The following is a 21,132-nucleotide window of genomic DNA, read 5'->3' on the forward strand; positions in this document are numbered from 1 at the left end:
GGTTGCCGCACAAAAACTCGGAGCCAATTGGCTACTGCGTACCGTAGGTGTCTGTGTTTTTGAGGGAGAGATGGTGCCGCTTGCGTGACTTGAACACGCGACCTACGCATTACGAATGCGTTGCTCTACCAGCTGAGCTAAAGCGGCCTACCACTTGTGGACCGACCCGGTTTCCCCGGTCGGAGGCGGCGGAAACTAACCGCGAATGATGCCAAGGGCAAGACCGGAATCAGCGCGCGCTACACCCCTGTCTTCAGATTGATTTCCACCCCGATATCCGACGGACACAGGCCGGCCACACGGCGCGCCATGGCCTTAAAATCCGGATCTCCCTTGTTCTCCAGGAGCAGATCGACACAGGTTTTCTGCGGCTCGACATGCAGCGCATGCATGGGCTGGACGTTGAGCGCAAACTGTTCACGAACAGAGCTTTCCGTGCGGGCCCGCTCGGCGACGTCCCGCGCCACGCGGCGGGCGAGGCGGATCGGTTCACCCGCACTGACATAGACTTTGAGATCAAAGATATCCGCCAGTTCCGGAGTGCAGAAGATGTGCAGGCCTTCGACGATGAGTATCCGGGCTGGCACACGGCGAGCTGACACATCCCGCCGCGTGTGCGTGGTGAAATCATAAAGAGGAGCCTCGACACTCGCCCCGGATTTCAGTGTACGCAGATGTTGGGCCAGCAGGCGGTGATCTTTTGATGCCGGCTCATCAAAATTGAAGGTGTCCGCATCGAAGTCTTCGAATTCCGACGCGTCGATATAGTAGTCATCCTCGGACAGGACATAGCCGCCCAGGGGTTCGAATAATTCGGCCAGCGCGTCGGCCAGGCGGGTTTTCCCGGAGGCTGAGCCCCCCGTAACCCCCAGCATAAAAACAGGCGTCGTCATGCGGCCCGACCATCCTCTTCGTCCTCGCCCGGCACACCCGGATCATCGGGCAAGCGTGGCAGGTCGCTTGGATCCACCGTCTGGGCAGGCTCGACAAACCGCGGAGCTTTTTTCGGGGCATCCAGCAAAGCCGTTTCCGGAACCGCCTCGATCGCGCCTTCAAAACGTTCATAGCGCGGATGGATCAACCGGTTTTCATCGCCGAAGACATAGACCATGCGGATCCAGTCCGTCTCATCATAGGGAAATGCCCGACCGTCCGGATCCATATCCGACCAGTCAGCCTCGGCAGGAGCGTGAGCCGCGCGTGTCATCCAGCGACGCGCCTGCTCATCCTCTCCCTCCAGACGGGCCAGCCGGGCTGCCAGAGCACACAATCGCGCACTCACAGGAGCGTCATTAAGGAAGGGGTCCAGCAGCGACCGCGCAAAACGGGCATCTCCATCATCCAGCGCGGCCTGCACCAGAAGAAGCTTGCTCTCACGATGATCGGGCTTCAAAGCCGCCAGACCCTTGATGCGCTCGGCCCGGCGGGCCCGAGTATCCGATTTGCGCAAATCGCGATAAGCTCGGGCAAGAGCCGGGTGGGGCGCCGTTGCCCAGGCCGTTTCCAGCAGATCGGAGGCGCGCTTGTGTCGGCGGGCCAGAACCATCAGGCGCGCGGCCAGCGTGGCAGCCGGGGCAAATCCGGGGGCGGCCCGACAAGCCGTGTCCGCATTGTCACGCGCCTTGGCCGGCTCTGTGGTCTCACAGGCCAGGGCCGAGGCTGTCAGCAGGACAGCACGACGCCGCGCGGCGCGATCGGCTCCGACCTGTTTGCGACGCTCACCTTCGGCCAGGGTCTCCAGGGCGTCGTCCCAGCGTGCCTCAGCGAGTTGCGCATCAAACAGGGCCTCGAACGCCCAGTGTGCATCGCGTGACCGGTCGAACGCGTCACGGGCATGCAGGGCGGTGTCGCGATGGTCGCCGCGATCATGCGCCAGCTGAGCCAGTCCACGGCGAGCCACGAGACGGGTTTTAGGATCCTCCAGAAGTGCTTCGTAATGCGCTTCGGCACCCTCCACATTGCCTGCGGCTTCCGCCGCCCGTGCCGCCAGAAGACGCGACAGGGCCGGTCGTTCGAGCAGGGCATCGGCCCGCGCCGCCTGGCGCACAGCGGCTTCACCCTCTCCAGCCGCAGAAGCAATCAGAGCCCGCTCGAGCGCGTCATACCCTTTTTCACGCTGGCGGCGCTTGTTATAGGCGCGCAGCTTGTCCGGGGAGGTCCACAGAATGAAGACCAGCCACCAGATCACCAGAAACAGGAAGGCGAATACGATGATCCCGCCAGCTGCGACGACAAAGGGCAGCTCGGCTTGCCAGCCCAGAAACTGGAACTGCGCCGTGCCGGGGTTGAGCGCCAGGAATGCTCCCAGCGCGGCGGTGAAAATCGCAAAGGCGACAGCCAGGATCAAGCGGATCATGACGGGTCCTCTTCCATGTCCAGGGCCTGACGGGTCAAGTCATCGGAGAGCGCGGCCAGGTGATCATCAACGGACTGACGCGCCCGCACCTGTAGCAGCCAGTCCCGGGCTGCGGCAAGCGAGGCCTCAGGCAGGCGTTCGGTGAGAAGGATCGCGCCCTCCAGGTCCTGATCAGCAAGGCGCGCCTTGATCAACGGCACCAGAGCCAGCGCACCGACGGCATCCGCCTCATCGGCGTGGGTCTGACGATAACGGATTAGTCCGAACAGGGCCTCACCATCATTGTCCGCAGCCAGGATCAGCTCTTCAGGGAAATCCGCCCGGATCGAATCGCGGGTCGCGACTCCCGTTCGGGAAAAATCGCGCAGGGAATCCAGATCGGGCTGGCGACGCCAGATACGGGCAAGCGCTGCACGCTCAGCCTCGAAAGGCTGGTCCGTCTCCGCCCGATCCAGCAAGGCGGTCAGCGCCAGGGCGCGTGAGGCGAGCTGACGATCGGGATCCGTGCCGGTCGCCGCAGTCTGCCCGGCCAGATCGTCCATCCGGCTATCCACCCGGTCGATCCGACGCGTGAGTGTAACAAGCCGGTCTTCCACATCGGACACATCTGTTTCCGGTACGGGTGCCTGCTCCAGACGCTCAATTCGCGCGACAAGAGGCGACAGATCCACAGCTTCGGCCACTTCAGACGACGCCGTCTGGTCATCTCTAATGGGCAATTGGGTGACACGAGCATCGAGATCACTCACCACGCCTTCAAGCGTGCCGATCCTTTGACCCAGAGCACCAATTTGCACACTGAGTGCTTCAAGATCTGCCGGGCGCACTTCAGGCTGCTGTGCGGTCGGTTCGGGCGCCGCCTCCAATGCACTCACCCGAGCCTCCAACGCCTCGACAATGGCAGGGGCAACACCCACGGTGCTTGTCTCGCCTCCGTCGCCCTCACGGGTGACGGACCGGGCTTCAATGGCCGTCAGCCGATCAGAAAAGTCTGTCATCTCCGCATCCAAGGCGGAGCTGTCGAAGCGCGGTTCAGGCCGGGCCTCGAGCTCGGTCAGACGCGCCTGCAGAGCCGCAAACGCCGCCGCGCTCACCTGCGGATCGGAGCCCGCCTCCAGCTGGGTTGCCGGAGCCGGCTGCACAAAGTGCGCGCCATATCCCAGCACCGCTCCGCCAAGCGTGGACAGCAAAAAGAAAAACAGCACGACGGGCAAACCGACGCCTCGTACGGGCGGGCGCTCATCTGCGTCCGGCGCATCCGCCGCAGGCTCGAAATCGACATCGACCGGTTCCGGGTCGATCGCATCAGAATGTTTGGACATGGCTCGCCGCGATTCGTTGAACGCGGGCAGTTTAGGACGCGTTGTGGACCCGCGCCAAGCGCATAGGCTGTGTCACCAGATCCAGAAGCTGGTCTTCATCCGGTTCAGCCGCCGCATAAAGCCCCCCAAACCCAGCCCCTGACAAGGGGCGCAGCGCCCTGTCGCTAATGCCATAGACACTGACTGAACCCAGCCAGTTCTCCAGCCCGAACCGCCGTAAAAGATCGAGGAAGGTCTTGGCACTGCGTGCAGAATGGATCACGACCTGGACCGGTGCACCGGAGATGATGGCGGCAATCGCTTCCTCGCTCAGTATATCGACCGGCACCGCGCCATAACCGATGGCCTCGCGGACACGAAAACCATCCGCCTTCAGGTCCCCCTTGAGATCACCGGCGACATGAATGCCCCGCACATGGAGTAGATCACCCGCCTGCGGGTCGCGTGTCGACCGGATCAGCTGAACCAGCGATGAGACATCGCCACCCGCAGCGGTGACGGATTTGAAACCGATCGAACGCGCGGCATCCGCAGTCGCACTCGCCACGGCCAGAACGGGCAAATCGCGCTCGAAACGCCGCGGGCCCCAGGCCCTCACACCATTGGCGCTGGTGAACACCAAGGCCTGTACATCCGTGAGATCCACATCAATGGCGGCCCGGAAACTGATATCCATGACCGGGGAGATAATCGGCTCGACACCGCGATCACGCAGTCCCTGAGCGGTTCGCTCGGCCCCGGGCCAGCCACGTGTCACCAATACTGTCATGCGGGTCCGACAATCGGTTTGAGCGCGTCTCCGGCGCGGTCACGAATGCGTTGCGCCAGTTCAAAGCCCGCTTCACGGGCCGAAGCCAGATTTGCTGTTTTCACATCGAATCGCATGTCTTCACGCCACGTCATCTCACCGTCAGGAGTCAAAACTTCACCCCTAAAGTCCATTGATTCAATATGAACATTGGCCGCGATCGGCGTTCGACAAGAGCCGTCAAGCCTGTCCAGGAAGGCCCGTTCGGCCTCAATAGCGATTTCAGACGCACTGTGATTGAGGGCCTCAAGGAGGGTTTGAGCCGTGTCATCCCCCTGCCGGATGGCCACACCGATCGCACCTTGCGCTGCGGCGGGCAGCATTTCCGACCGCTCCAAAGCGGGCCGAGCGGACAATTCATGCCCCAATCGCTTCAGTCCGGCCTTGGCGAGAAACGTCGCATACACCTCGCCTGCATCCAGCTTGGCGAGGCGTGTCTGCACATTGCCACGCAGAGGCACGACACGCAGATCCGGTCGCGCGGCCAGCAATTGCGCCTGGCGTCGCAAACTGGCGGTCCCAACCACCACACCCTGCGGAAGATCGGCCAATCGTGTCTCGTTCCGACTGGAAATCAGCATGTCGGCCGGGTCTTCGCGCTCAAGAACCGCCCCGATGACCAAACCGTCAGGCAGGTGAGTGGGGACATCCTTCATGGAGTGAACAGCAAAGCCAGCCCGACCCTCCAGCTGAGCCTCGTCGATCTCCTTGGTGAAAAGCCCTTTTCCGCCTGCTTCCAGCAAGGTCCTGTCCTGGATCTTGTCCCCCGTGCTCACCAGCCCGAGAATGGGAAACAAAGCCTCCCCCTCGGCCCGGTCTGCACCACACGCCACGATGAGGCGCGCCTGCACATCGAGGGCCTGCGCCATGGCCAGCGGTGAACGACGAGTTGCGATCGGCAGGGGATGAGATGGAAGCGACACGTTGCAGGTTTCCGGGACTGGGGATATCGAAGGGATATGGACTTAGCCTCCCCTTCCCCCGCGATGCAAGATCGCCCGCTCACCGTACTCGGCCTGGAATCGAGTTGCGATGAAACCGCTGCGGCCGTTATCCGGCGCTACCCCGACGGCCGGATCGAGGTGCTCGCCGACCAAGTGCGCGGCCAGGCCAGTCACCATGCCCCGTATGGCGGTGTGGTCCCGGAGATCGCCGCCCGGGCCCATATCGATGTGATGGATGATTTGATCTGCGACGCGCTAGAGGAATCCGGTCTCGCGCTGTCGGATATGGATGGGTTTGCTGCGACATCAGGTCCCGGTCTGATCGGCGGTGTGATGGCCGCGCTGATGACCGCCAAGGGCCTTGCCCTGGGCACCGGACGTCCGCTCATCGCCGTCAATCATCTGGAGGGTCACGCCCTGTCGCCTCGTCTCGCCGAGCCGCTGGCCTTTCCCTACCTGCTTTTACTGGTCTCGGGCGGGCATACCCAATTGCTGATCGCCGAGGCCTTCGGTCGTTATCACCGGGTTGGATCAACACTCGACGACGCTGCGGGTGAGGCGTTTGACAAGACCGCCAAGGTGATGGGGCTGGGCTTTCCCGGCGGACCAGCACTGGAACGTATGGCCCAGGCGGGCGATCCGGATCGTTTCCCGATGCCGACCCCGCTCAAGGGCCGACCCGGATGTGACTTCTCCTTTGCCGGTCTCAAGACCGCCGCTCGCCAGATTTTTGAGGCGCTCGACACTCCCGACGAGACAGACAAGGCCGACCTCGCGGCCGCTGTCCAGCGCGCGATTGCCACCAGCCTGGCGTCCCGGGCGCGTCGCGCCATGGTCATGTTCAAGGACCGGTACCCTGACACGCCCACGCCCAGCCTTGTCGTTGCGGGCGGGGTGGCGGCCAATGCCCTTGTGCGCTCCTTGCTGGACGAGGCGGCTCGGGAGGAAGGGTTTCAACGTGTGGCCCCTCCGATGAAATGGTGTACGGATAATGCCGCCATGATCGCCCTGGCCGGTGCGGAACACCTGGCGCGCGGCGAGACAGATACGCTGGATGCGCCTGCACGGGCGCGCTGGCCCCTTGATCCCGAACGGGCGCTCGACGCCCCGATTCTTGGTTCCGGTCGCAAAGGACCCAAAGCATGACCCAGTATGATCGTATCGGCGTTCTTGGCGCCGGAGCCTGGGGGACAGCCCTGGCCCAGACAGCGGCAAAGGCCGGTCGTGATGTCGCCCTGTGGGCCTTCGAGACCGATGTCGTCGCGCAGATCAATGAAACACGCGAAAACCGGACCTATCTGCCCAGCGTACCGCTTGACCCTGCGATCGACGCGGTCTCCGCCGTCTCCGACCTGGATGATTGCGATGCCATTTTGATGGTCGCTCCCGCCCAACATGCCCGTCGCGTGATGGAAGGTTTTGCGCCCTATGCCCGCGCAGGTGTGCCCGTCGTGTTGTGCTCGAAAGGCATTGAGCGTGACAGTCTGCAGATGATGACCGATGTGCTGCACGAAACCCTGCCGCGCGTGGTTCCTGCGGTGCTCTCTGGTCCAAGCTTTGCTATCGATACGGCACAGGGCCTACCGACCGCCGTGACACTCGCCTGTCGCGACGAAGTCGCAGGCAAAGCACTGCTCAAGGCACTCGGGACCAATCGTTTCCGACCCTATCTCAGCGATGATCTAGTGGGCGCCGAGATTGGCGGCGCCGTCAAGAACGTGCTCGCCATCGGCTGCGGGATTGCGGAAGGTCGTCAACTTGGCAAGTCCGCCCATTCTGCGCTGATCGCACGCGGGTTTGCGGAGATGACCCGTCTGGCCCTGGCGCTTGGTGCCAAACGCGACACACTCGCTGGCCTGTGCGGTCTGGGTGATCTTGTGCTGACCTGTTCCTCCCCACAATCGCGCAACATGTCCTGTGGTCTGGCCCTGGGGCAGGGGGAAAGCCTGGATGAGATACTCGGCGCACGCAAAGCCGTGACCGAGGGTGTCGCGAGCGCTCCCGCCGTGGTCGATCTGGCGCGGTCAAACGGCGTTGAAATGCCGATCTGCGAAGCCGTGCGTGATATTCTTGCAGGTGATACCGATGTCGATACCGCGATCGAAGCCCTGCTCTCACGACCCTTCACGTTTGAAACCCATTAAGGCCCAAACCATGTTGTTTCTTGTCTATTGCACCGACAAACCGGGTTCGCTCGATGTGAGAATGGCCAATCGGGCCGATCACATAAATTGGCTCAAGGCACGCGGTGACCGACTGAAAGCCGGAGGCCCCTGGATGAATGACGCCGGGGAGATGGCCGGATCGCTGCTGATCGTTGATGCCCACGATGCCCATGAACTCTCAACCTGGCTGTCTGAAGACCCCTATGCCAAGGCAGGGTTATTCGACCGCGTCGAGACCCGCCCCTATAAATGGGTGTTCCACACGGCCCCGGATCTGGGCTGATGAGCGATCTGTCGCCACCATCCGGCACCCGGCTTGGACATCTCGACCAGCTGGACGATCCCGGAGCATGCCTGTCCGAGTGGCAGGAGGACGCGGTAATCCTTGTGCGCAAGGGTGATGAGGTCCGCGCCTATCTCAACGTCTGCCCGCATGCCGGACGCCCGCTGAACCTGCCGGACGGCCGGGTCTTCCTGCATCAGGGTGAGTTTATTCTCTGCCCGGTGCACGGAGCGAGTTTCGACCTGGTCAATGGACAGTGCGCGGGTGGGCCGGCCGTCGGCGACAGGTTGACCGAGATCGCTATCCGGCTTGAGGATCAGGAGATTTGGGCGGCCTGAACGGCTGAGCGAGCATGAACCGCTCTTGCGCGCCCGATTGACCGGAATGTTTCCCGTGAAACAGGTCTATTCCGGCTGCTCACCGGGCATGTCCGGCGTTTCGGTGTTGTCCTGCGCGCTGGCATCGAGCTCGGCCTGAACGGTGCGAGCAGCCGTCGCGACCTCCATGCCGGACTCCCGATTTTTCACTACAGCGCAGAAGGATCCGTCCATCTCGCGGTGATAGATCACATCATCCGTCGTGACGTTGTAGTCCACGCCAGCGGTGCGGAAGAAGTTTGCTGCCGCACCTTCAACCAATTGACGGTGGTCCTCATTCAGATCCAGAACCTGGAAGAGATAGTCTTCACGGGCACCGTCCAGCGCATGGGAAATGCGAACCGTGCCATCCGGCGAGCGCTCGAGCAGGGTTTGCCCCTCTTCAAGAAGGCCAGATCGGTCTTCAGCAAAACAGGCATCAGAAAACGCCAGATTATCTTCGCTGTAAGGGCCTGTAACCTCGGTGTTCTCTGCCGGAGCAGCAGCGGTATCCTCGCTGGCTGGGGCACAGGCGACCAGAACAGCAAGAGCAGGCAGGATGGACCAGGCTTTCATTTCGAACCCCTACGAATAAACAACCGGATGCGCTCTAACAAAGCTGACACCCGGAATGAAATGAAACTTATGTGTCTGGGTTAAACCAGACCCGGTTACGACGCGAAAAACGCGGCCACATCTCGCACCAGAGCCGTCCGGGCCGCCTCGACAATCCGGGCCCCCGCCTCGGGACTGGCCTGGGCCGGATCCGACCCACACCGCCCGTCCGGGAAGCTTGCCCGAAAATCAGCCGCATCGGCAAAGCGGCCACTCGGCGCGATTTTCGGATGCATCTCCACCGACTTGATCGCCTCAGGATAGGCATAATAGGTCACCGACACTTCAGACGGTGTGGCATGCCCCCCTTCCCCGACCGGGAAATGCTTTTTGCAAACATCCATGACGCCGGGCAATTGCCACCAATTATTCTGCGTCAAACGCACGGGGCAAGCCTCACCGCGCAGGGAGTACTCTGCGTAGAACTCACAAAACGCCGCGTTGAGTGTCGTGATGTTGCCGCCGTGACCATTGAGGAAGTAAATCCGGTCAAAGCCGGTGCGGACAAGGCTGGTGATCCAGTCCTGCAGGGCTGCAATCATGGTCGAGGGACGCAGGGTCATCGATCCGGGGAAATCCAGATGATGCTGGGCCATACCGACATTGAATGTGGGCCCCACGAGGAAACCGGCCGCGTCGGCCGCTTCACCCGCAATAATTTCCGGACACAGCGCATCGGTTCCGATCAGGCCGTTTGGACCGTGTTGCTCCGTCGAGCCGATCGGAATGACAATTCCGCGGGAGGTTTTCAGATAGGCCTCAACTTCCGGCCAACTGGAGAGATGTAGCTTCATTCCGGATCCTCCGCACGCTGTCGCCCGGACCCGTCCCGAACGCTAGCGTGTGCTGCGTCTGCTTCCGCGACGGTAGACGAGTGCAGCGGTAACAGCCATGCCCGCGGCCAGTACCAGAAGAAGATTGAGCATATCCCTCACGGTCTCTTTGCGGACCGCTCCCCGAAAGTCTTTGATTGGGACTTAAGCGCAAACCTCCTTATGCTTGGTAAATTATGATTCACTGTGTCCACAGCCGGAGACTGCGAGCGTCACGAAGTCGTGACTGGAAATCCCGTCATTGTCACAGGCATTAGACGATTACAGCGACGTCTTGGGGGAGAGCTGGACTTGCGGTTCGACATCACACTCATCCTGGCGATATCCACACTGGCTGCTACCGCCTGTACTCCGAATGATCCGCGGCCCCAACAGACCGCGATTGACCGGGCTATCGAGGATTCGACCCGGCCGGAATCTGAGCGTGTTCTGGATGAAAGCCGTCATCCCGCAGATGTCCTGCTGTTCGCCGGTGTCGAACCGGGCTGGGCGGTTGCCGACCTGACGGCAGGATCAGGGTATTACAGCCGTGTTTTGTCGACCGCTGTCGGCGAGAACGGACATGTCTGGTCGCACAATCCGACCTGGATCGCTGAGCGCTTCACAGACATGAACATGGCCATGGCGCAGCTTGCCGAGACCCGAACCAATATGACCTATGTGGTCGAGCCGATCGAGTATTTCGCAAAGGATATCGAGGTGCCCCTCGATGCCGTCTTCATGGTCCTCTTCTATCACGACACGGCGTGGGATGGCACGGACCGCGCCGCGATGAACCAAGCGATTTTTGACGCTCTTAAACCCGGCGGGGTGTTTCTGGTCATCGACCATCACGCTCCAGACGGTTCCGGTGTTCAGTTCGTGAATGACACACACCGGATCGAAGCACGCGTCGTCCTCGAGGAAGTCACGGCCGCCGGGTTCGAACTCATCGAGAACAACGCGATGCTGGCCAATGAGGCCGATCAGCGCGTCCTCTCGGTTTTTGATCCCAGCCTGCGCCGACGCACGGATCGTTTTGTGTATCTCTTCCAGAAACCACTCTGAGACACGTAGACCAAGAAAAAGGGCAGTGTCGATGACACCGCCCTGTTTCCGGAATTACAAGGCAAGCTCACTGGCCCTGTACTGTTTCAGGTCGGATCAGGCTGCATCCAGGGCTGAACGGAAGGCATTGAGTTCCTCTTCAAGCGCACCTGCAGACTGATTGAGCTCGGCAGAGGCTTGAGCGAACTCGCTCGCCGCATCGCTAGCCCTGGAAGCCGCATTTGTCACCTCACCCATGTCTTGCGACACATCGGAGGTGGCACTGGCGGCGCGTTCAGCCAATTCGGCGATTTCACGTGTCGCTGCGCTTTGTTCCGTGAAGGCATCACGCACGCTGTCAGAGGAGGATCGTAGTTCGGCGATGATCTCCGCGATCCGGCCAAGCGCCGTCGCAGCCCCGCCCGATGCTCCGCGCATGGAATCGATCTTACCTGCGATGTCGTTTGATGCCTGGGCCGTCTGTTCTGCCAGGGCCTTGACCTCCGATGCTACGACCGCGAAACCCTTGCCGGCTTCCCCGGCCCGGGCGGCCTCGATGGTGGCATTCAGGGCCAGGAGATTGGTTTGCTCGGCCACGTCGGCAACCAGTTTCATGATCTCTTCGATCTCACGAGCAGCACCCTGGAGATCATCAATGGACCGGCCTGCACCCTCTGCCTCGGCAACGGCCCGTTCGGACACTTCGTCCGAGGTCGAGAGGATCCGGGCCACTTCTGCGATGGAGGCGGACATTTCCTGAGCCGCAGCCGCCACAGACTGAACGTGAGAATTGGTCTCGGATGCTTTGTGAGACGCGCCGTCAGCGCTGGACCGTGTCGCATTGGCGTCACCGCTCAGCTGGGCCGCCAGGCCATCGACCTGGGACGCTGCGCCCGCAACACCGGTCGCGACCGTCCGCAGAGCCGTTTCAAAATCGGCGGCCAGTTTGGCAATCGCTTCGCGGCGGTTTTCAGCCTCGGCCTGAAGATGCGCCTCGGACTCGGCACTTTCAGCCGCAGCATCCTGGGCTGTTTGTGCTTCAGAGGTCTTTTCCTCAGCCTCAACCAGGGACCGGGCCGTATGGAAGGTCAACCACAGCAGGGCGGCTGACTGACCGACAACGACGACGGCATGGAAGACCACACGCCCGAAACTGGCGCCATCGGGAAACACCATCCACGGCAAAGCAAAATTCAAAGTCAGGTGATGCACTGCCGTGACGACCGCTGCCGCCAGGATCGCACGCCAATCCACCAGCATGGCCGTAGCAGACAGGCAGGCGAAGAAGACCATATGCATGTCGAGCTGCCAGGTCGTTCCGCTCAGCAGATAGACCAGAACAGCCGGAAGAATAATGGTGGCACCGCCCGTCGTAATGCGCGACGCATTGGTATTGGGCTGAGTTTTCCAGCTCAAGGCGTTGAGACCCGCAACCAGTCCCAGCACGATTGTCCCCGGCAAGAGTTTGTCAGGCGCGACCCACCAGGCCGCCAGCGGATAGACCAGTGCCGCCAGCCCGAGAAAGACGGTGAGAAGGGTTTGGGCCTGTGCCCGCAATGCGTCCAGCCGGTTCATAGGCTTGTCTCCACACTTGATATGTTTGCATCCTGGATCAGGAAGGTGTTTTCACGACCGGCCAGGCATCCACCCAACGCCCCGGGCGGGAGGACGAGCCAGGCGCCTGACTGTTTCAGGGCCTCCAACGTGTCCGTGCTGTCGATCTGCACGATGGCGATATTGGGCCGGGCTCCAAAACGAAGAAGCCCGGTTTGAGCTGTCGCCGCCGCCCGAACCACGTCGGCATGGCCCCAGCGCATTGGATACACCACAGCGCCCTGCCCCCCCACCACCGGAGCGGTGAGTGACAGGAAAGGTGTGGTCAGGATGGTGAGAACCACCAATCCCGCCGGCAACCATGAGATGAAATCCCGTGCCATAAACACTATTCGTTCCAAGAATAATCCTGGTCCGAAACAACAGTGACACGGTTAACAAAGTGCTTTTCTGGCCGCACCAGAAGGATCGACAAGGCGTACAAGACTGCAGGCTCGGGTGAATTAGGCCCGCATATTTTATGACCCGACGTCTGGATCCGGCGATGTTTCGGGCACAAATCCGAAGATCAGACTGTCACGCACGCCCAAATGCGTCTCCCAGGCCGCCTTGAACCGCCCTTCCCGCTCAAAGCCTAGCGCCTCCACAAGACGGATCGAGGCCTGGTTGTCGGGATCAATATCGGCAAACACCCGCCGCAATTGCCGGGCCGAGGTCGCATAGGTCATCACGCGCTGACAGGCCTCCCGTGCGATCCCTTCGCCCCGTGCGCCCGGCACCAGGATATAGCCCAGTTCGGCGGTGCCCGGCTTGTTGTCAATCAGGACAACCCAACCCAGGGCCGTTTCGATCGCGCCCTTTCGCGTTATGGCAAAGGTCTGCACACCCTCGCCTGTGATGTTCCAGCGCATATAGCTGCGCACCTCGTCAAGGCTCTCAAGCGCCGGGCGCGACCAATAGGTCATGCTGGCTTGATCACCCAGGGCGGCGAACAAAGCTTCCGCGTCCTCGATCTGAAGCGGGCGTAGAACCAGGCGTTCACTCTCCAAAACCGGCACGTCGAGCGCCCGCCCGCGCATCGCGATCAGATCGGAGGATATTTTAAGCCGCACCTCGTCATATCGCTCGGCAATCGCGCTCTGCATGACCTGAAAACACTCGATTTCAAGCCAGTCGCGCCCAGAGAAACAGGCCTGCCGCTGGGCCTCGCTGGGCCAGAGCGCATAGGACCACACAAGGCCGTCCTCGCCATCATGAAGACAGGCGCCATACGAGGCACAAGTTTGGTGGATCAGGCGTGTTGCCTCTTCCCAGGCGCGACGGAAATCCCCCTCACGGCCAGGCTTGAGACGCCAGCGATAAAGAATAGCAACGGTCATACCCTTGTTTAAACGGGTAAAATCATTGCGTCCATGGGCCCGATCAAGCCTCATCCGCCAGACGCTGCTTGCGCAACACGCTGGCCTTCACCTTTTCGCTTTCCGAGCGGAGCTGACCGCAGGCAGCGAGGATATCACGGCCACGCGGTGTACGGATCGGGCTGGCATAACCGGCCTTATTCACCACATCGGCAAAGGCTTCTATCTGATCCCAGTCAGAACATTCATACGGGCTGTCCGGCCAGGGATTGAACGGGATGAGATTGATCTTGGACGGCACGCCCTTGAGCAGTTTCACCAGCGCCCGGGCTTCGGCCAAGCTGTCATTCACGCCTTTCAGCATGACATATTCAAAGGTGACGCGCTTTGAGTTGTTGAGCCCGGGATAGGCCCGGATCGCATCCATCAACGCCTTGATATTATAACGTTTGTTCAGCGGGACCAATTCATCGCGCAGCGGATCATGGGTGGCGTGCAACGAGATGGCCAGCATGGCGCCCGTGCGTTCACCCAGTTCAACAATCTTGGGCACCACGCCGGAAGTGGACACCGTCATGCGGCGACGACCGATGGAGATCCCGTCTCCGTCGGAAATGATGTCGATCGCATCGCTGACCGCGTCGAGATTATAGAGCGGCTCGCCCATGCCCATGAAGACGATATTGGTCAGCTTGCGGTCTTCATTCGAAGTCGGCCATTCGCCCAGATCATCCCGGGCCACCATCACCTGCAACACGATTTCCGCGGCGGTCAGATTGCGCACGAGGGCCTGGGTTCCCGTATGACAGAAGGTGCAGTTGAGCGTGCAGCCCACCTGGCTCGACACACACAAGGCCCCTGACTTGGAGACATCGGGAATGAAGACTGTCTCACACTCCACGCCCGGCGCGAGCTCGATCAGGTATTTGCGAGTCCCGTCCACCGAAACCTGGCGATCAATAATGCGAGGACGATCAAGGGTGAACCGTTCTGCAAGCTGGGCGCGCAGGACCTTGGATACGTTGGACATCTCGTCGAACGAGGTGACACCGTAGTGATAGATCCAACGCCAGAGCTGATCGGCGCGCATCTTGGATTTGCGTTCCTCGACACCGATCTCCATCACAGCCTGGCGCAATTCCTCACGCGTCAGACCGGCCAGTGAACGTTTCACGGGCGCAGTCGCCTCGGTGCCGTCGAGGCGCGGGGCTTGCGGATTAGCAGCAGTGATATCGAGGGCGTGCGCCATGGAGCAGTCCAGCTTTGGTTTTACACAGGGCCGCGGGCCATATCATATTTTTGTCGCGAAGCCGAATCCGAATACGCGGGCCTGGATCAGCCGCACAGCTCACCGACCCGGCGCAAGGCCGCTGTGACCCCACTCAGGGAGAATTCATAGGAGGTGGCCACACCGTCTTGCGTGGCCGTGGCCGTCAGGCGCATGGTCGATCCACGTCGCATGGCCCGCAGAAGCGCCGGCTCGTCTTCAAGATCATCGAGGAAGCCCTCCTGGCCGTCGACAAACATGTCATACCGGCTTGAACCAACCGAAACGCGGGGAGGGCTGGTCGGCAGAAGATCATATCCGACGAGCAGGCTGGGCTGACCCTCCACGACACCGGACTGCCAGCTGGACACCAAGAAATAGACATTGCCATGACCATGTGAGCGCGGTGCGCTATCGCGCGGACGGCTGAGAGCATAACAGATCAGACCGGCATCAGACTGACGTGTGAACACCCGCCAGTCTGAATATTCGCCGCGAAATTGCGGCGCGGTTTGAGCATGAGCCGCGGACAGACCCGACAGCGTGAAACAGGCAAGGCAGACAGCCAGAATAGAGCGCATGACACAGTCCCAGGATGGTTTCACGAACCGATAAAACGCCCGCCATGGGGCGGTTTTGAGGCGTGGTTAACACAATCCTAGAGGTCGGGGGTTTCCGAGATGTTATCATTGCCACCGCGTGCTGCATGCGCGGGAGAGACCGGGGCCAGCCCGCCAAACCGGCTCATATCGTCTGCGAGCTGGGTCGACACAGCCTCCACCACCGCGTCGGCACTCATCCGGCCGGAGAAGCTCAGTCCATAACGACCAACCCGGCCAACAGACCACACATACTGGCGGGTACGGGACCGGTAACGCAGGGTGTAGCTGGTGGCTCCATCTTCCGACAAATGCGCAAACCAGGCCAGTTTGACACCATCGATCAATTCACCCCGTTCGCCTACAAGCGGATGAGGGCGGTGCGGATCATCCAGAACATCCTCGTCCGGCTGACAATCAGCCGTCACCCGATATCCCCGGATCTGAACCTCCTCGGGTGAGGCTTCCGGCCAGCACAGCATAAACACCGGACCTATCGATCGCGGGATGATGAGACAGGTTTGCGGATCTGAGGGATGGACCAGGGCATCCGCATCAAGACGCAGCGCCGCACGTTCGGCCGCGCGAAGGGCTAGACCCGTCATGCGCCGAGCATGAAATACCCGATCCCAGATGTGTTGAGCCTCCCGCCAGAGCGGGCGCAGTCGGCCTGTCAGTGTCATGCCTGCCCCCCGGTCAGACCCGACGGGCCTTCAGGCACCGTCATGAAACCTGATCCAGCCTATAGGCAAGATGGTCTAGCGATGCGAGCCGTATTTTTTCCAATCGCTCTCCGGGCCCAGTTTTGGTCCACCGGGCATCAAGGGACGCTCAGGATAGCCACCCATTGAGACAGTCCGGTCATACAGGGTGACCGCGCAGGCAACGGAGACATTGACGCAGAATTTGGTCGGGATTTTCACGATATGGGCGCACTGGGCCTGCATGGTTTCGGTCAATGATCCGCGCTCACGGCCAAAAACATAGGCCGCACAGGTTGGATGACGGAAGGAGGGCAAATCGACCGCATCATCGGTCAGCTCAATCCCGACCAGCTGGCAGTTTTGCGGCAACACCATCGCATCCATATCCTCCCACTCGTAATAGGGCAGGTGGTCGGCCGATTTCGAGGTGTCAGCCTTATAGACATCGCGCACCCGGTGATGGGCATTGACGGAAAAGGCGAAACTCGCCCCGAACGCATGGGCCGTGCGCATGATGGCCCCGAGATTCATCGGTTTGGAAATGCCTTCCGCCCCGACGGCAAAATAACCGCGCATGATCGCTCCTGGCTGGATTTGCGCGTCATCTTAAGCCGTTTCGACGCGGATGGAGCCATCGACATGCAGTATAGCCCGTTTCATACCCGGCGAGTTGAACGGGGTCGCCACACTGCCGTCCGCGCCCAGCACCAGCATGCCGCCTTCGCCGCCCAGCGCCCCCAGACTGTCGAGCGTGGCCCGGGCAGCGCTCGGCAGGTCCTGACCTCCATAGGCCATACGGGCCGATACGTCCTTGGCCGCTGCGACACGCATGAAGAACTCGCCCTGACCCGTACAGCTGACCGCCACGGTCTGATCCGCCCAGGTCGCTCCGCCAATAATCGGCGTATCACCGACCCGGCCTTCCATCTTGTTCAGCGTTCCGCCGGTCGAGGTGGCCGCCGCCAGACGCCCCTCCAGGTCCAGCGCCACACAGCCCACAGTGCCGGTCGGGAATTCGCGATCATCCGGAGCGGCAGCAGGCGTGTAGTAATCATTCACGCTTTCAACCCGTTCCAAACCCTTGAGGGCCGCAAAACTCTCTGCACCGCGACCCGCCAACATGACGTGAGGTGTTTCCTTCAACACCGCCCGAGCTGCCTGAATGGGGCTGATAAACCCTGTGAGAGCTGCCACGGCTCCGGCCTGCTGGCCCGAACCCTCCATAATGGATGCATCAAGTTCATAACGGCCCGCGCGATTGGGTGAGGCGCCCTTGCCCGCCACATAGAGACCACAGGCTTCCAGGCCGGATACGATCTCGGTCACCACATCCAGGGCGCTGGCCCCGGCATCAAGCAGGTCGCGGCCCATTTCGGCCAGTGCCTGCATGTTGGCGCGTTCCCGAGCATAGTCATGATCCGCCAGAACGCCGGCACCCCCATGTAGCGCCAGGGCACGCTGGCCACGAAACATCTCGCTCATTCTCGTCCTCCAGAGACTTCCGGTCTTGTGACAACAGGCTCTTGATGGCCGGACCGGTCTGACGCCCATAGCACCCAATTTGCCGGGCTTGAAGCCTCATGCGACAGGGCGCGTTTCCTTTTCTAGCAAGCCGCGTTATGTCGGTTCACACAAACAAATTGGTCGATGGGGAGAACATCATGAAACTCGACGCTTCGATTGCCGCCATTGTCACGGGCGGTGCTTCCGGTCTGGGTGAGGGCACAGCTCGTCGCCTGGCCGCTGACGGCGCAAAAGTCGCCATTTTCGACATGAATGCCGAACGCGGCGAACAAGTGGCCCAGGAGATCGGCGGCGTGTTCTGCCAGGTCAATGTGGCGGACGAAGCCAGTGTGGATGCCGGTTTCAAAGCCGCACGCGCTGCGCATGGCCAGGAACGCGTTCTCGTCAATTGTGCCGGTGTGGGCTGGGCCGAAAAAACCGCTCGCCGGTCCTCATCGACGGGTGCCATCTCCGCCCACACAATGGATGGCTTCAATCGTGTCATCTCGATCAATCTGATCGGTTCTTTCATGTGCGCCGCGAAATCGGCCGCAGGTATGATGGCGCTCGACCCCCATGGCGAGAGTGGTCGGGGTGTTATTATCAATACGGCGTCTGTCGCTGCCCAGGATGGTCAGATTGGTCAGGTCGCGTATTCGGCCTCCAAGGGCGGCATCTACGGCATGACCCTGCCGATGGCCCGCGATCTCGCCAAGGAAGGCATTCGCGTCAACACCATCCTGCCCGGCTTCTTCGAGACACCGATCTACCAACAGATGCCGCCGGAGGTGAAAGTGAACCTAGCCTCCCACCTGCAATTCCCGCAGCGTTTCGGCACACCGGCCGAGTATGCCGACCTTGTCGCATTCATGGTCAATAGCGACTACATCAACGCCGAATGTGTGCGCCTGGATGCCGGTGCCCGCATGCCGCCGAAATAGATGATCCGCTGCGGGTTGATCGCCCGCGGTCGAACAATCGAGACGACGCAAGGCCGGCCCTTCAAGGGCCGGCTTTTTGGTACGTGGGTCACGCTTGTTTGTTGCGTGCTTGATACCTTTTCAAGCAGCGATTGAATGCAAAACGGCGACCCCATCGGGGCCGCCGTCTGCTGTCTTCACACCTTGAAACGCGCTCTAGAATGTATGTCGCAGCGTCAAGCGCGCATTGAGCGGCTTGCCGGTCGAGATATTGTCGTTGGAGTGCGCAGCCGGGAAGTAATCTTCATCGAGCAAGTTTTCGATGTTCAGCTGAATTCCGGTCGTTTCGCTAAAATCATAGTACACGGCCGCATCGACCCGGGTGAAATCCGGCACGAGAACAGCATTGTCCTCACGCACAAAGAATTCATCCTGGTAGGTCACGCCCAGAGCCACGGCCAGAGCCTCGGTCGCCTGATACTGGTTCCACACCGAGATCATGTGTTCCGGCGTCTGGCGTGTCGTGTTTCCATCGCTGGATCCGCCTTCAACCTCACCATTGAGATAGGAATAACCGGCCGAAACGAACCAGCGATCGGTCACATCGCCGACCAGTTGCAACTCAAAGCCTTCGGTTGTGCTGCCGGGAACGGTCGTCACGATCGAGGCATCATCCGGGTCCACCGACGTGAACTGCCCCCTCTCCAGCTGGAACAGCGAGGCCGTGAAGCTCAGACCGGAAGAGATATCCCACTTGGCCCCGATCTCGGTGTTCTCGAACACCTGCGGTTCGAGATCTTCCGTCGTCGTGCTCAAGGTCAGGAATTGATCACCCGAGCTGGGCAGGAAAGTCTCGCTGTAACTGGCGTAGAAGGAGACGTGCTCGGCGGGTTTATAGATCACGCCCAGACGCGGGGAAATCTCCTCATCCACGCGACCGCGGCGACCATCATCCGTGGCATTCACCGCCAGATGATCCAGCACCGACACGTCGAACTCGTCATAACGGGCGCCGATGATCAGTTTGACATTATCCGCGATCTCGATCTGATCCTGGATGTAGACGGAGGTAAAGCTGACCTCGGACGAACGGTCACGAACCAGCGGCACGAAATCGAACTCCGGAACAACCAGCGGATCACTCAGAGCGATCGTGATCCGGTCGTCCTGGCTGTCAGCGAAGATATTGTCGATCCGCGCATTATCGGTGTCCTGATTGCCAAACTCTGCGCCAACCAGAAGCGTATGGGCGAACGGACCGATCGTAAATTCAGAAATCAAATTGCCCTGAACGATCAGGTTCTGACGATCTGTCCGGTCCTGATAACCGTCCAGCGTCAGCAGTCCCGGATTGACCGAATTGTCAAATCCAGCCGGATAGAGATTTTGATACAGCTTGTCATAGTCGGCGAACTGAACGGTGACATTGCCTCGTAGAGAGTTGGAGAATGTGTGATCCGCCCGGGCCCGGAAGATATGAGCTTCCAGCGTGGTCAGGTTTTCATCCGGATCCCCGAAGAAGGTGTCGGAATAGCCCTCCAGAGGAACGTCGGGACCATTGGCCACCGAAACGGACGGCACGCCGCGATCGACTGTCCGGTCATCATTGAGATATTCGTAGAACAGCACCACTGTCGTGTCATCGCTGAGATCAAACCGCGCCGTCGGGTTAAGCCCGTAGCGTGTCCCATCATAAAAATCGCGGTGATTGTCGATCTCTTCATAGAAACCATTGAGGCGCACCGCGGCCGTGTCACCGGTCTCGATGTTTGTGTCTGCTGTTACCTGCCAGGCCCCGAATGTATCGATGCTGGACGAAACGGACGTGAAGCTGTCACCGATCACCGGGGATTTTGTGACCCGATTGATCACGCCGCCGCCACCACCCCGGCCGAACAAAAGCGCGTTGGAGCCTCGCAGGATTTCCACCTGTTCGAGATTGTAGAGCGGACGGAAATACTGAACATCATCGCGAATGCCGTTCAGGAAGAAGTCGGCGGTCGTCTGGTTGCCGCGGATATTGATCGCATCCCGGTGGCCCTCGCCCTGGCTGATCGACAGACCCGGGGTGTACCGCAGGATATCACCCAGATTGGTGAACGCCTGGTTCTCGATCATGTCGGCGGAAACGATTGAGAGGCTTTGGGGAACATCGATGATGGGCGTTGGGGTTTTCACCGAATTGATCTGATCGAGCGAGAGGAAGCGCCCCTCGACCCGGATCACATCGTGGATCACATCACCTGCTTGTGTCGGGGCGACCTCTACACTGTCGGCCGCGGCCATACCCGTCACGACTCCACACGCCAGGACCGTCGACAGGCACAACGCCAGTTTGTTCCGCATTGTTCTAACCTTGTTTGCGAATAATTGTTAATTGCGCAAATGATCCAGAATGGCGGAAAACACAAGCCCGAAGTGAGAACGAGATGCAGTTACCAAAGTCGGTGTGACCCGGAATCCTCGGGAGCGCTGAGCATTCGGCGGGGTGCGACACAGCGTCACCGCCCCGTGGGCTC

Annotated in this window: 22 protein-coding genes and 1 tRNA gene; 6 read left to right on the forward strand and 17 right to left on the reverse strand. The window is 60.7% G+C overall.

Going from position 1 to position 21,132, the window contains the following annotated elements; genetic code table 11:
* Positions 1 to 71: 71 nt before the first annotated feature.
* From RMQ97_RS00330 to hemC, 6 genes are all read right to left on the reverse strand, one after another.
* A tRNA-Thr gene (locus RMQ97_RS00330) sits at positions 72 to 147 on the reverse strand.
* Between the two features lie 92 nt (positions 148 to 239).
* The gene (locus tag RMQ97_RS00335; RefSeq protein ID WP_413658832.1) at positions 240 to 893 is read right to left on the reverse strand and encodes a uridine kinase; all 654 of its coding nucleotides are present in this window, start codon (positions 891 to 893) and stop codon (positions 240 to 242) included.
* Entirely contained in the window at positions 890 to 2,356 is a 1,467-nt protein-coding gene (locus RMQ97_RS00340) for a heme biosynthesis protein HemY (RefSeq protein ID WP_413658833.1), read from the reverse strand. Before RMQ97_RS00340 ends, RMQ97_RS00335 begins: the two co-directional genes overlap by 4 nt.
* Positions 2,353 to 3,678 (reverse strand): COG4223 family protein, encoded by a 1,326-nt coding sequence (locus RMQ97_RS00345; protein WP_413658834.1) that lies wholly within the window; start codon positions 3,676 to 3,678, stop codon positions 2,353 to 2,355. Before RMQ97_RS00345 ends, RMQ97_RS00340 begins: the two co-directional genes overlap by 4 nt.
* Before the next feature lie 31 nt (positions 3,679 to 3,709).
* Positions 3,710 to 4,447 carry a uroporphyrinogen-III synthase gene (locus RMQ97_RS00350; RefSeq protein ID WP_413658835.1) on the reverse strand — a complete coding sequence of 246 codons (738 nt, stop codon included), beginning with the start codon at positions 4,445 to 4,447 and terminating at the stop codon, positions 3,710 to 3,712.
* Positions 4,444 to 5,409 (reverse strand): hydroxymethylbilane synthase, encoded by a 966-nt coding sequence (gene hemC, locus RMQ97_RS00355; protein ID WP_413658836.1) that lies wholly within the window; start codon positions 5,407 to 5,409, stop codon positions 4,444 to 4,446. Before hemC ends, RMQ97_RS00350 begins: the two co-directional genes overlap by 4 nt.
* Before the next feature lie 63 nt (positions 5,410 to 5,472).
* Here hemC and tsaD point away from each other — a divergent pair, with 63 nt between their 5' ends.
* The 4 genes from tsaD to RMQ97_RS00375 are packed head-to-tail and all read left to right on the forward strand — an operon-like array spanning position 5,473 to position 8,216.
* Positions 5,473 to 6,576 carry a tRNA (adenosine(37)-N6)-threonylcarbamoyltransferase complex transferase subunit TsaD gene (gene tsaD / locus RMQ97_RS00360; RefSeq protein ID WP_413658837.1) on the forward strand — a complete coding sequence of 368 codons (1,104 nt, stop codon included), beginning with the start codon at positions 5,473 to 5,475 and terminating at the stop codon, positions 6,574 to 6,576.
* Positions 6,573 to 7,574 (forward strand): NAD(P)H-dependent glycerol-3-phosphate dehydrogenase, encoded by a 1,002-nt coding sequence (locus RMQ97_RS00365; RefSeq protein ID WP_413658838.1) that lies wholly within the window; start codon positions 6,573 to 6,575, stop codon positions 7,572 to 7,574. Before tsaD ends, RMQ97_RS00365 begins: the two co-directional genes overlap by 4 nt.
* Positions 7,575 to 7,584: 10 nt before the next feature.
* Complete coding sequence (locus RMQ97_RS00370) at positions 7,585 to 7,878, forward strand: YciI family protein (RefSeq protein ID WP_413658839.1); 294 nt, start codon at positions 7,585 to 7,587, stop codon at positions 7,876 to 7,878.
* Positions 7,878 to 8,216 (forward strand): Rieske (2Fe-2S) protein, encoded by a 339-nt coding sequence (locus RMQ97_RS00375; RefSeq protein WP_413658840.1) that lies wholly within the window; start codon positions 7,878 to 7,880, stop codon positions 8,214 to 8,216. Before RMQ97_RS00370 ends, RMQ97_RS00375 begins: the two co-directional genes overlap by 1 nt.
* Positions 8,217 to 8,282: 66 nt before the next feature.
* Here the strand turns inward: RMQ97_RS00375 and RMQ97_RS00380 are convergent, their stop codons facing one another.
* Together RMQ97_RS00380 and RMQ97_RS00385 are read right to left on the reverse strand one after the other, a co-directional pair.
* On the reverse strand, positions 8,283 to 8,810 hold the full coding sequence (locus tag RMQ97_RS00380; RefSeq protein WP_413658841.1) for a hypothetical protein: 528 nt from the start codon (positions 8,808 to 8,810) through the stop codon (positions 8,283 to 8,285).
* 95 nt (positions 8,811 to 8,905) lie between these two features.
* Complete coding sequence (locus RMQ97_RS00385; protein ID WP_413658842.1) at positions 8,906 to 9,643, reverse strand: creatininase family protein; 738 nt, start codon at positions 9,641 to 9,643, stop codon at positions 8,906 to 8,908.
* Positions 9,644 to 9,973: 330 nt separating this feature from the next.
* Here RMQ97_RS00385 and RMQ97_RS00390 point away from each other — a divergent pair, with 330 nt between their 5' ends.
* Entirely contained in the window at positions 9,974 to 10,729 is a 756-nt protein-coding gene (locus RMQ97_RS00390) for a class I SAM-dependent methyltransferase (RefSeq protein ID WP_413658843.1), read from the forward strand.
* Positions 10,730 to 10,825: 96 nt separating this feature from the next.
* Here RMQ97_RS00390 and RMQ97_RS00395 read toward each other — a convergent pair whose 3' ends face one another.
* From RMQ97_RS00395 to RMQ97_RS00430, 8 genes are all read right to left on the reverse strand, one after another.
* A complete protein-coding gene (locus RMQ97_RS00395; RefSeq protein ID WP_413658844.1) occupies positions 10,826 to 12,283 on the reverse strand; it encodes a methyl-accepting chemotaxis protein in 1,458 nt (485 codons plus the stop codon).
* Positions 12,280 to 12,645, reverse strand: coding sequence for a hypothetical protein (locus RMQ97_RS00400; protein ID WP_413658845.1), 366 nt, complete (start codon positions 12,643 to 12,645; stop codon positions 12,280 to 12,282). The genes RMQ97_RS00395 and RMQ97_RS00400 overlap by 4 nt, the downstream gene beginning before the upstream one ends.
* Positions 12,646 to 12,780: 135 nt before the next feature.
* Entirely contained in the window at positions 12,781 to 13,641 is an 861-nt protein-coding gene (locus RMQ97_RS00405) for a GNAT family N-acetyltransferase (protein ID WP_413658846.1), read from the reverse strand.
* A gap of 43 nt (positions 13,642 to 13,684) precedes the next feature.
* Positions 13,685 to 14,869 carry a 23S rRNA (adenine(2503)-C(2))-methyltransferase RlmN gene (rlmN, locus tag RMQ97_RS00410; RefSeq protein WP_413658847.1) on the reverse strand — a complete coding sequence of 395 codons (1,185 nt, stop codon included), beginning with the start codon at positions 14,867 to 14,869 and terminating at the stop codon, positions 13,685 to 13,687.
* An 86-nt stretch (positions 14,870 to 14,955) separates the two neighbouring features.
* Positions 14,956 to 15,468, reverse strand: coding sequence for a hypothetical protein (locus tag RMQ97_RS00415; protein WP_413658848.1), 513 nt, complete (start codon positions 15,466 to 15,468; stop codon positions 14,956 to 14,958).
* A 77-nt stretch (positions 15,469 to 15,545) separates the two neighbouring features.
* Positions 15,546 to 16,169 carry a hypothetical protein gene (locus RMQ97_RS00420; RefSeq protein ID WP_413658849.1) on the reverse strand — a complete coding sequence of 208 codons (624 nt, stop codon included), beginning with the start codon at positions 16,167 to 16,169 and terminating at the stop codon, positions 15,546 to 15,548.
* 75 nt (positions 16,170 to 16,244) lie between these two features.
* Positions 16,245 to 16,766, reverse strand: coding sequence for an RNA methyltransferase (locus tag RMQ97_RS00425; protein ID WP_413658850.1), 522 nt, complete (start codon positions 16,764 to 16,766; stop codon positions 16,245 to 16,247).
* 30 nt (positions 16,767 to 16,796) lie between these two features.
* Complete coding sequence (locus RMQ97_RS00430; protein WP_413659563.1) at positions 16,797 to 17,663, reverse strand: isoaspartyl peptidase/L-asparaginase family protein; 867 nt, start codon at positions 17,661 to 17,663, stop codon at positions 16,797 to 16,799.
* A gap of 188 nt (positions 17,664 to 17,851) precedes the next feature.
* Here RMQ97_RS00430 and RMQ97_RS00435 point away from each other — a divergent pair, with 188 nt between their 5' ends.
* Positions 17,852 to 18,634: an SDR family NAD(P)-dependent oxidoreductase gene (locus tag RMQ97_RS00435; RefSeq protein WP_413658851.1), complete on the forward strand. Its 783-nt coding sequence runs from the start codon at positions 17,852 to 17,854 to the stop codon at positions 18,632 to 18,634.
* A gap of 195 nt (positions 18,635 to 18,829) precedes the next feature.
* On the opposite strand, the gene RMQ97_RS00440 is transcribed toward RMQ97_RS00435, so the two are convergent.
* Complete coding sequence (locus RMQ97_RS00440) at positions 18,830 to 20,959, reverse strand: TonB-dependent receptor (protein ID WP_413658852.1); 2,130 nt, start codon at positions 20,957 to 20,959, stop codon at positions 18,830 to 18,832.
* Positions 20,960 to 21,132: the final 173 nt, after the last annotated feature.

Origin of the sequence: Maricaulis sp. D1M11 (genome assembly GCF_047308265.1) — a bacterium.
Lineage (GTDB): Bacteria > Pseudomonadota > Alphaproteobacteria > Caulobacterales > Maricaulaceae > Maricaulis.

Excerpts from the sequence above, each read along its gene's own strand:
- RMQ97_RS00335 (WP_413658832.1), bottom strand. The coding sequence starts at position 893 with ATGACGACGCCTGTTTTTATGCTGGGGGTTACGGGGGGCTCAGCCTCC.
- RMQ97_RS00340 (WP_413658833.1), bottom strand. The coding sequence starts at position 2,356 with ATGATCCGCTTGATCCTGGCTGTCGCCTTTGCGATTTTCACCGCCGCG.
- RMQ97_RS00345 (WP_413658834.1), bottom strand. The coding sequence starts at position 3,678 with ATGTCCAAACATTCTGATGCGATCGACCCGGAACCGGTCGATGTCGAT.
- RMQ97_RS00350 (WP_413658835.1), bottom strand. The coding sequence starts at position 4,447 with ATGACAGTATTGGTGACACGTGGCTGGCCCGGGGCCGAGCGAACCGCT.
- tsaD (WP_413658837.1), top strand. The coding sequence starts at position 5,473 with ATGCAAGATCGCCCGCTCACCGTACTCGGCCTGGAATCGAGTTGCGAT.
- RMQ97_RS00365 (WP_413658838.1), top strand. The coding sequence starts at position 6,573 with ATGACCCAGTATGATCGTATCGGCGTTCTTGGCGCCGGAGCCTGGGGG.
- RMQ97_RS00370 (WP_413658839.1), top strand. The coding sequence starts at position 7,585 with ATGTTGTTTCTTGTCTATTGCACCGACAAACCGGGTTCGCTCGATGTG.
- RMQ97_RS00375 (WP_413658840.1), top strand. The coding sequence starts at position 7,878 with ATGAGCGATCTGTCGCCACCATCCGGCACCCGGCTTGGACATCTCGAC.
- RMQ97_RS00380 (WP_413658841.1), bottom strand. The coding sequence starts at position 8,810 with ATGAAAGCCTGGTCCATCCTGCCTGCTCTTGCTGTTCTGGTCGCCTGT.
- RMQ97_RS00385 (WP_413658842.1), bottom strand. The coding sequence starts at position 9,643 with ATGAAGCTACATCTCTCCAGTTGGCCGGAAGTTGAGGCCTATCTGAAA.
- RMQ97_RS00395 (WP_413658844.1), bottom strand. The coding sequence starts at position 12,283 with ATGAACCGGCTGGACGCATTGCGGGCACAGGCCCAAACCCTTCTCACC.
- RMQ97_RS00400 (WP_413658845.1), bottom strand. The coding sequence starts at position 12,645 with ATGGCACGGGATTTCATCTCATGGTTGCCGGCGGGATTGGTGGTTCTC.
- RMQ97_RS00405 (WP_413658846.1), bottom strand. The coding sequence starts at position 13,641 with ATGACCGTTGCTATTCTTTATCGCTGGCGTCTCAAGCCTGGCCGTGAG.
- rlmN (WP_413658847.1), bottom strand. The coding sequence starts at position 14,869 with ATGGCGCACGCCCTCGATATCACTGCTGCTAATCCGCAAGCCCCGCGC.
- RMQ97_RS00415 (WP_413658848.1), bottom strand. The coding sequence starts at position 15,468 with ATGCGCTCTATTCTGGCTGTCTGCCTTGCCTGTTTCACGCTGTCGGGT.
- RMQ97_RS00420 (WP_413658849.1), bottom strand. The coding sequence starts at position 16,169 with ATGACACTGACAGGCCGACTGCGCCCGCTCTGGCGGGAGGCTCAACAC.
- RMQ97_RS00425 (WP_413658850.1), bottom strand. The coding sequence starts at position 16,766 with ATGCGCGGTTATTTTGCCGTCGGGGCGGAAGGCATTTCCAAACCGATG.
- RMQ97_RS00430 (WP_413659563.1), bottom strand. The coding sequence starts at position 17,663 with ATGTTTCGTGGCCAGCGTGCCCTGGCGCTACATGGGGGTGCCGGCGTT.
- RMQ97_RS00435 (WP_413658851.1), top strand. The coding sequence starts at position 17,852 with ATGAAACTCGACGCTTCGATTGCCGCCATTGTCACGGGCGGTGCTTCC.
- RMQ97_RS00440 (WP_413658852.1), bottom strand. The coding sequence starts at position 20,959 with ATGCGGAACAAACTGGCGTTGTGCCTGTCGACGGTCCTGGCGTGTGGA.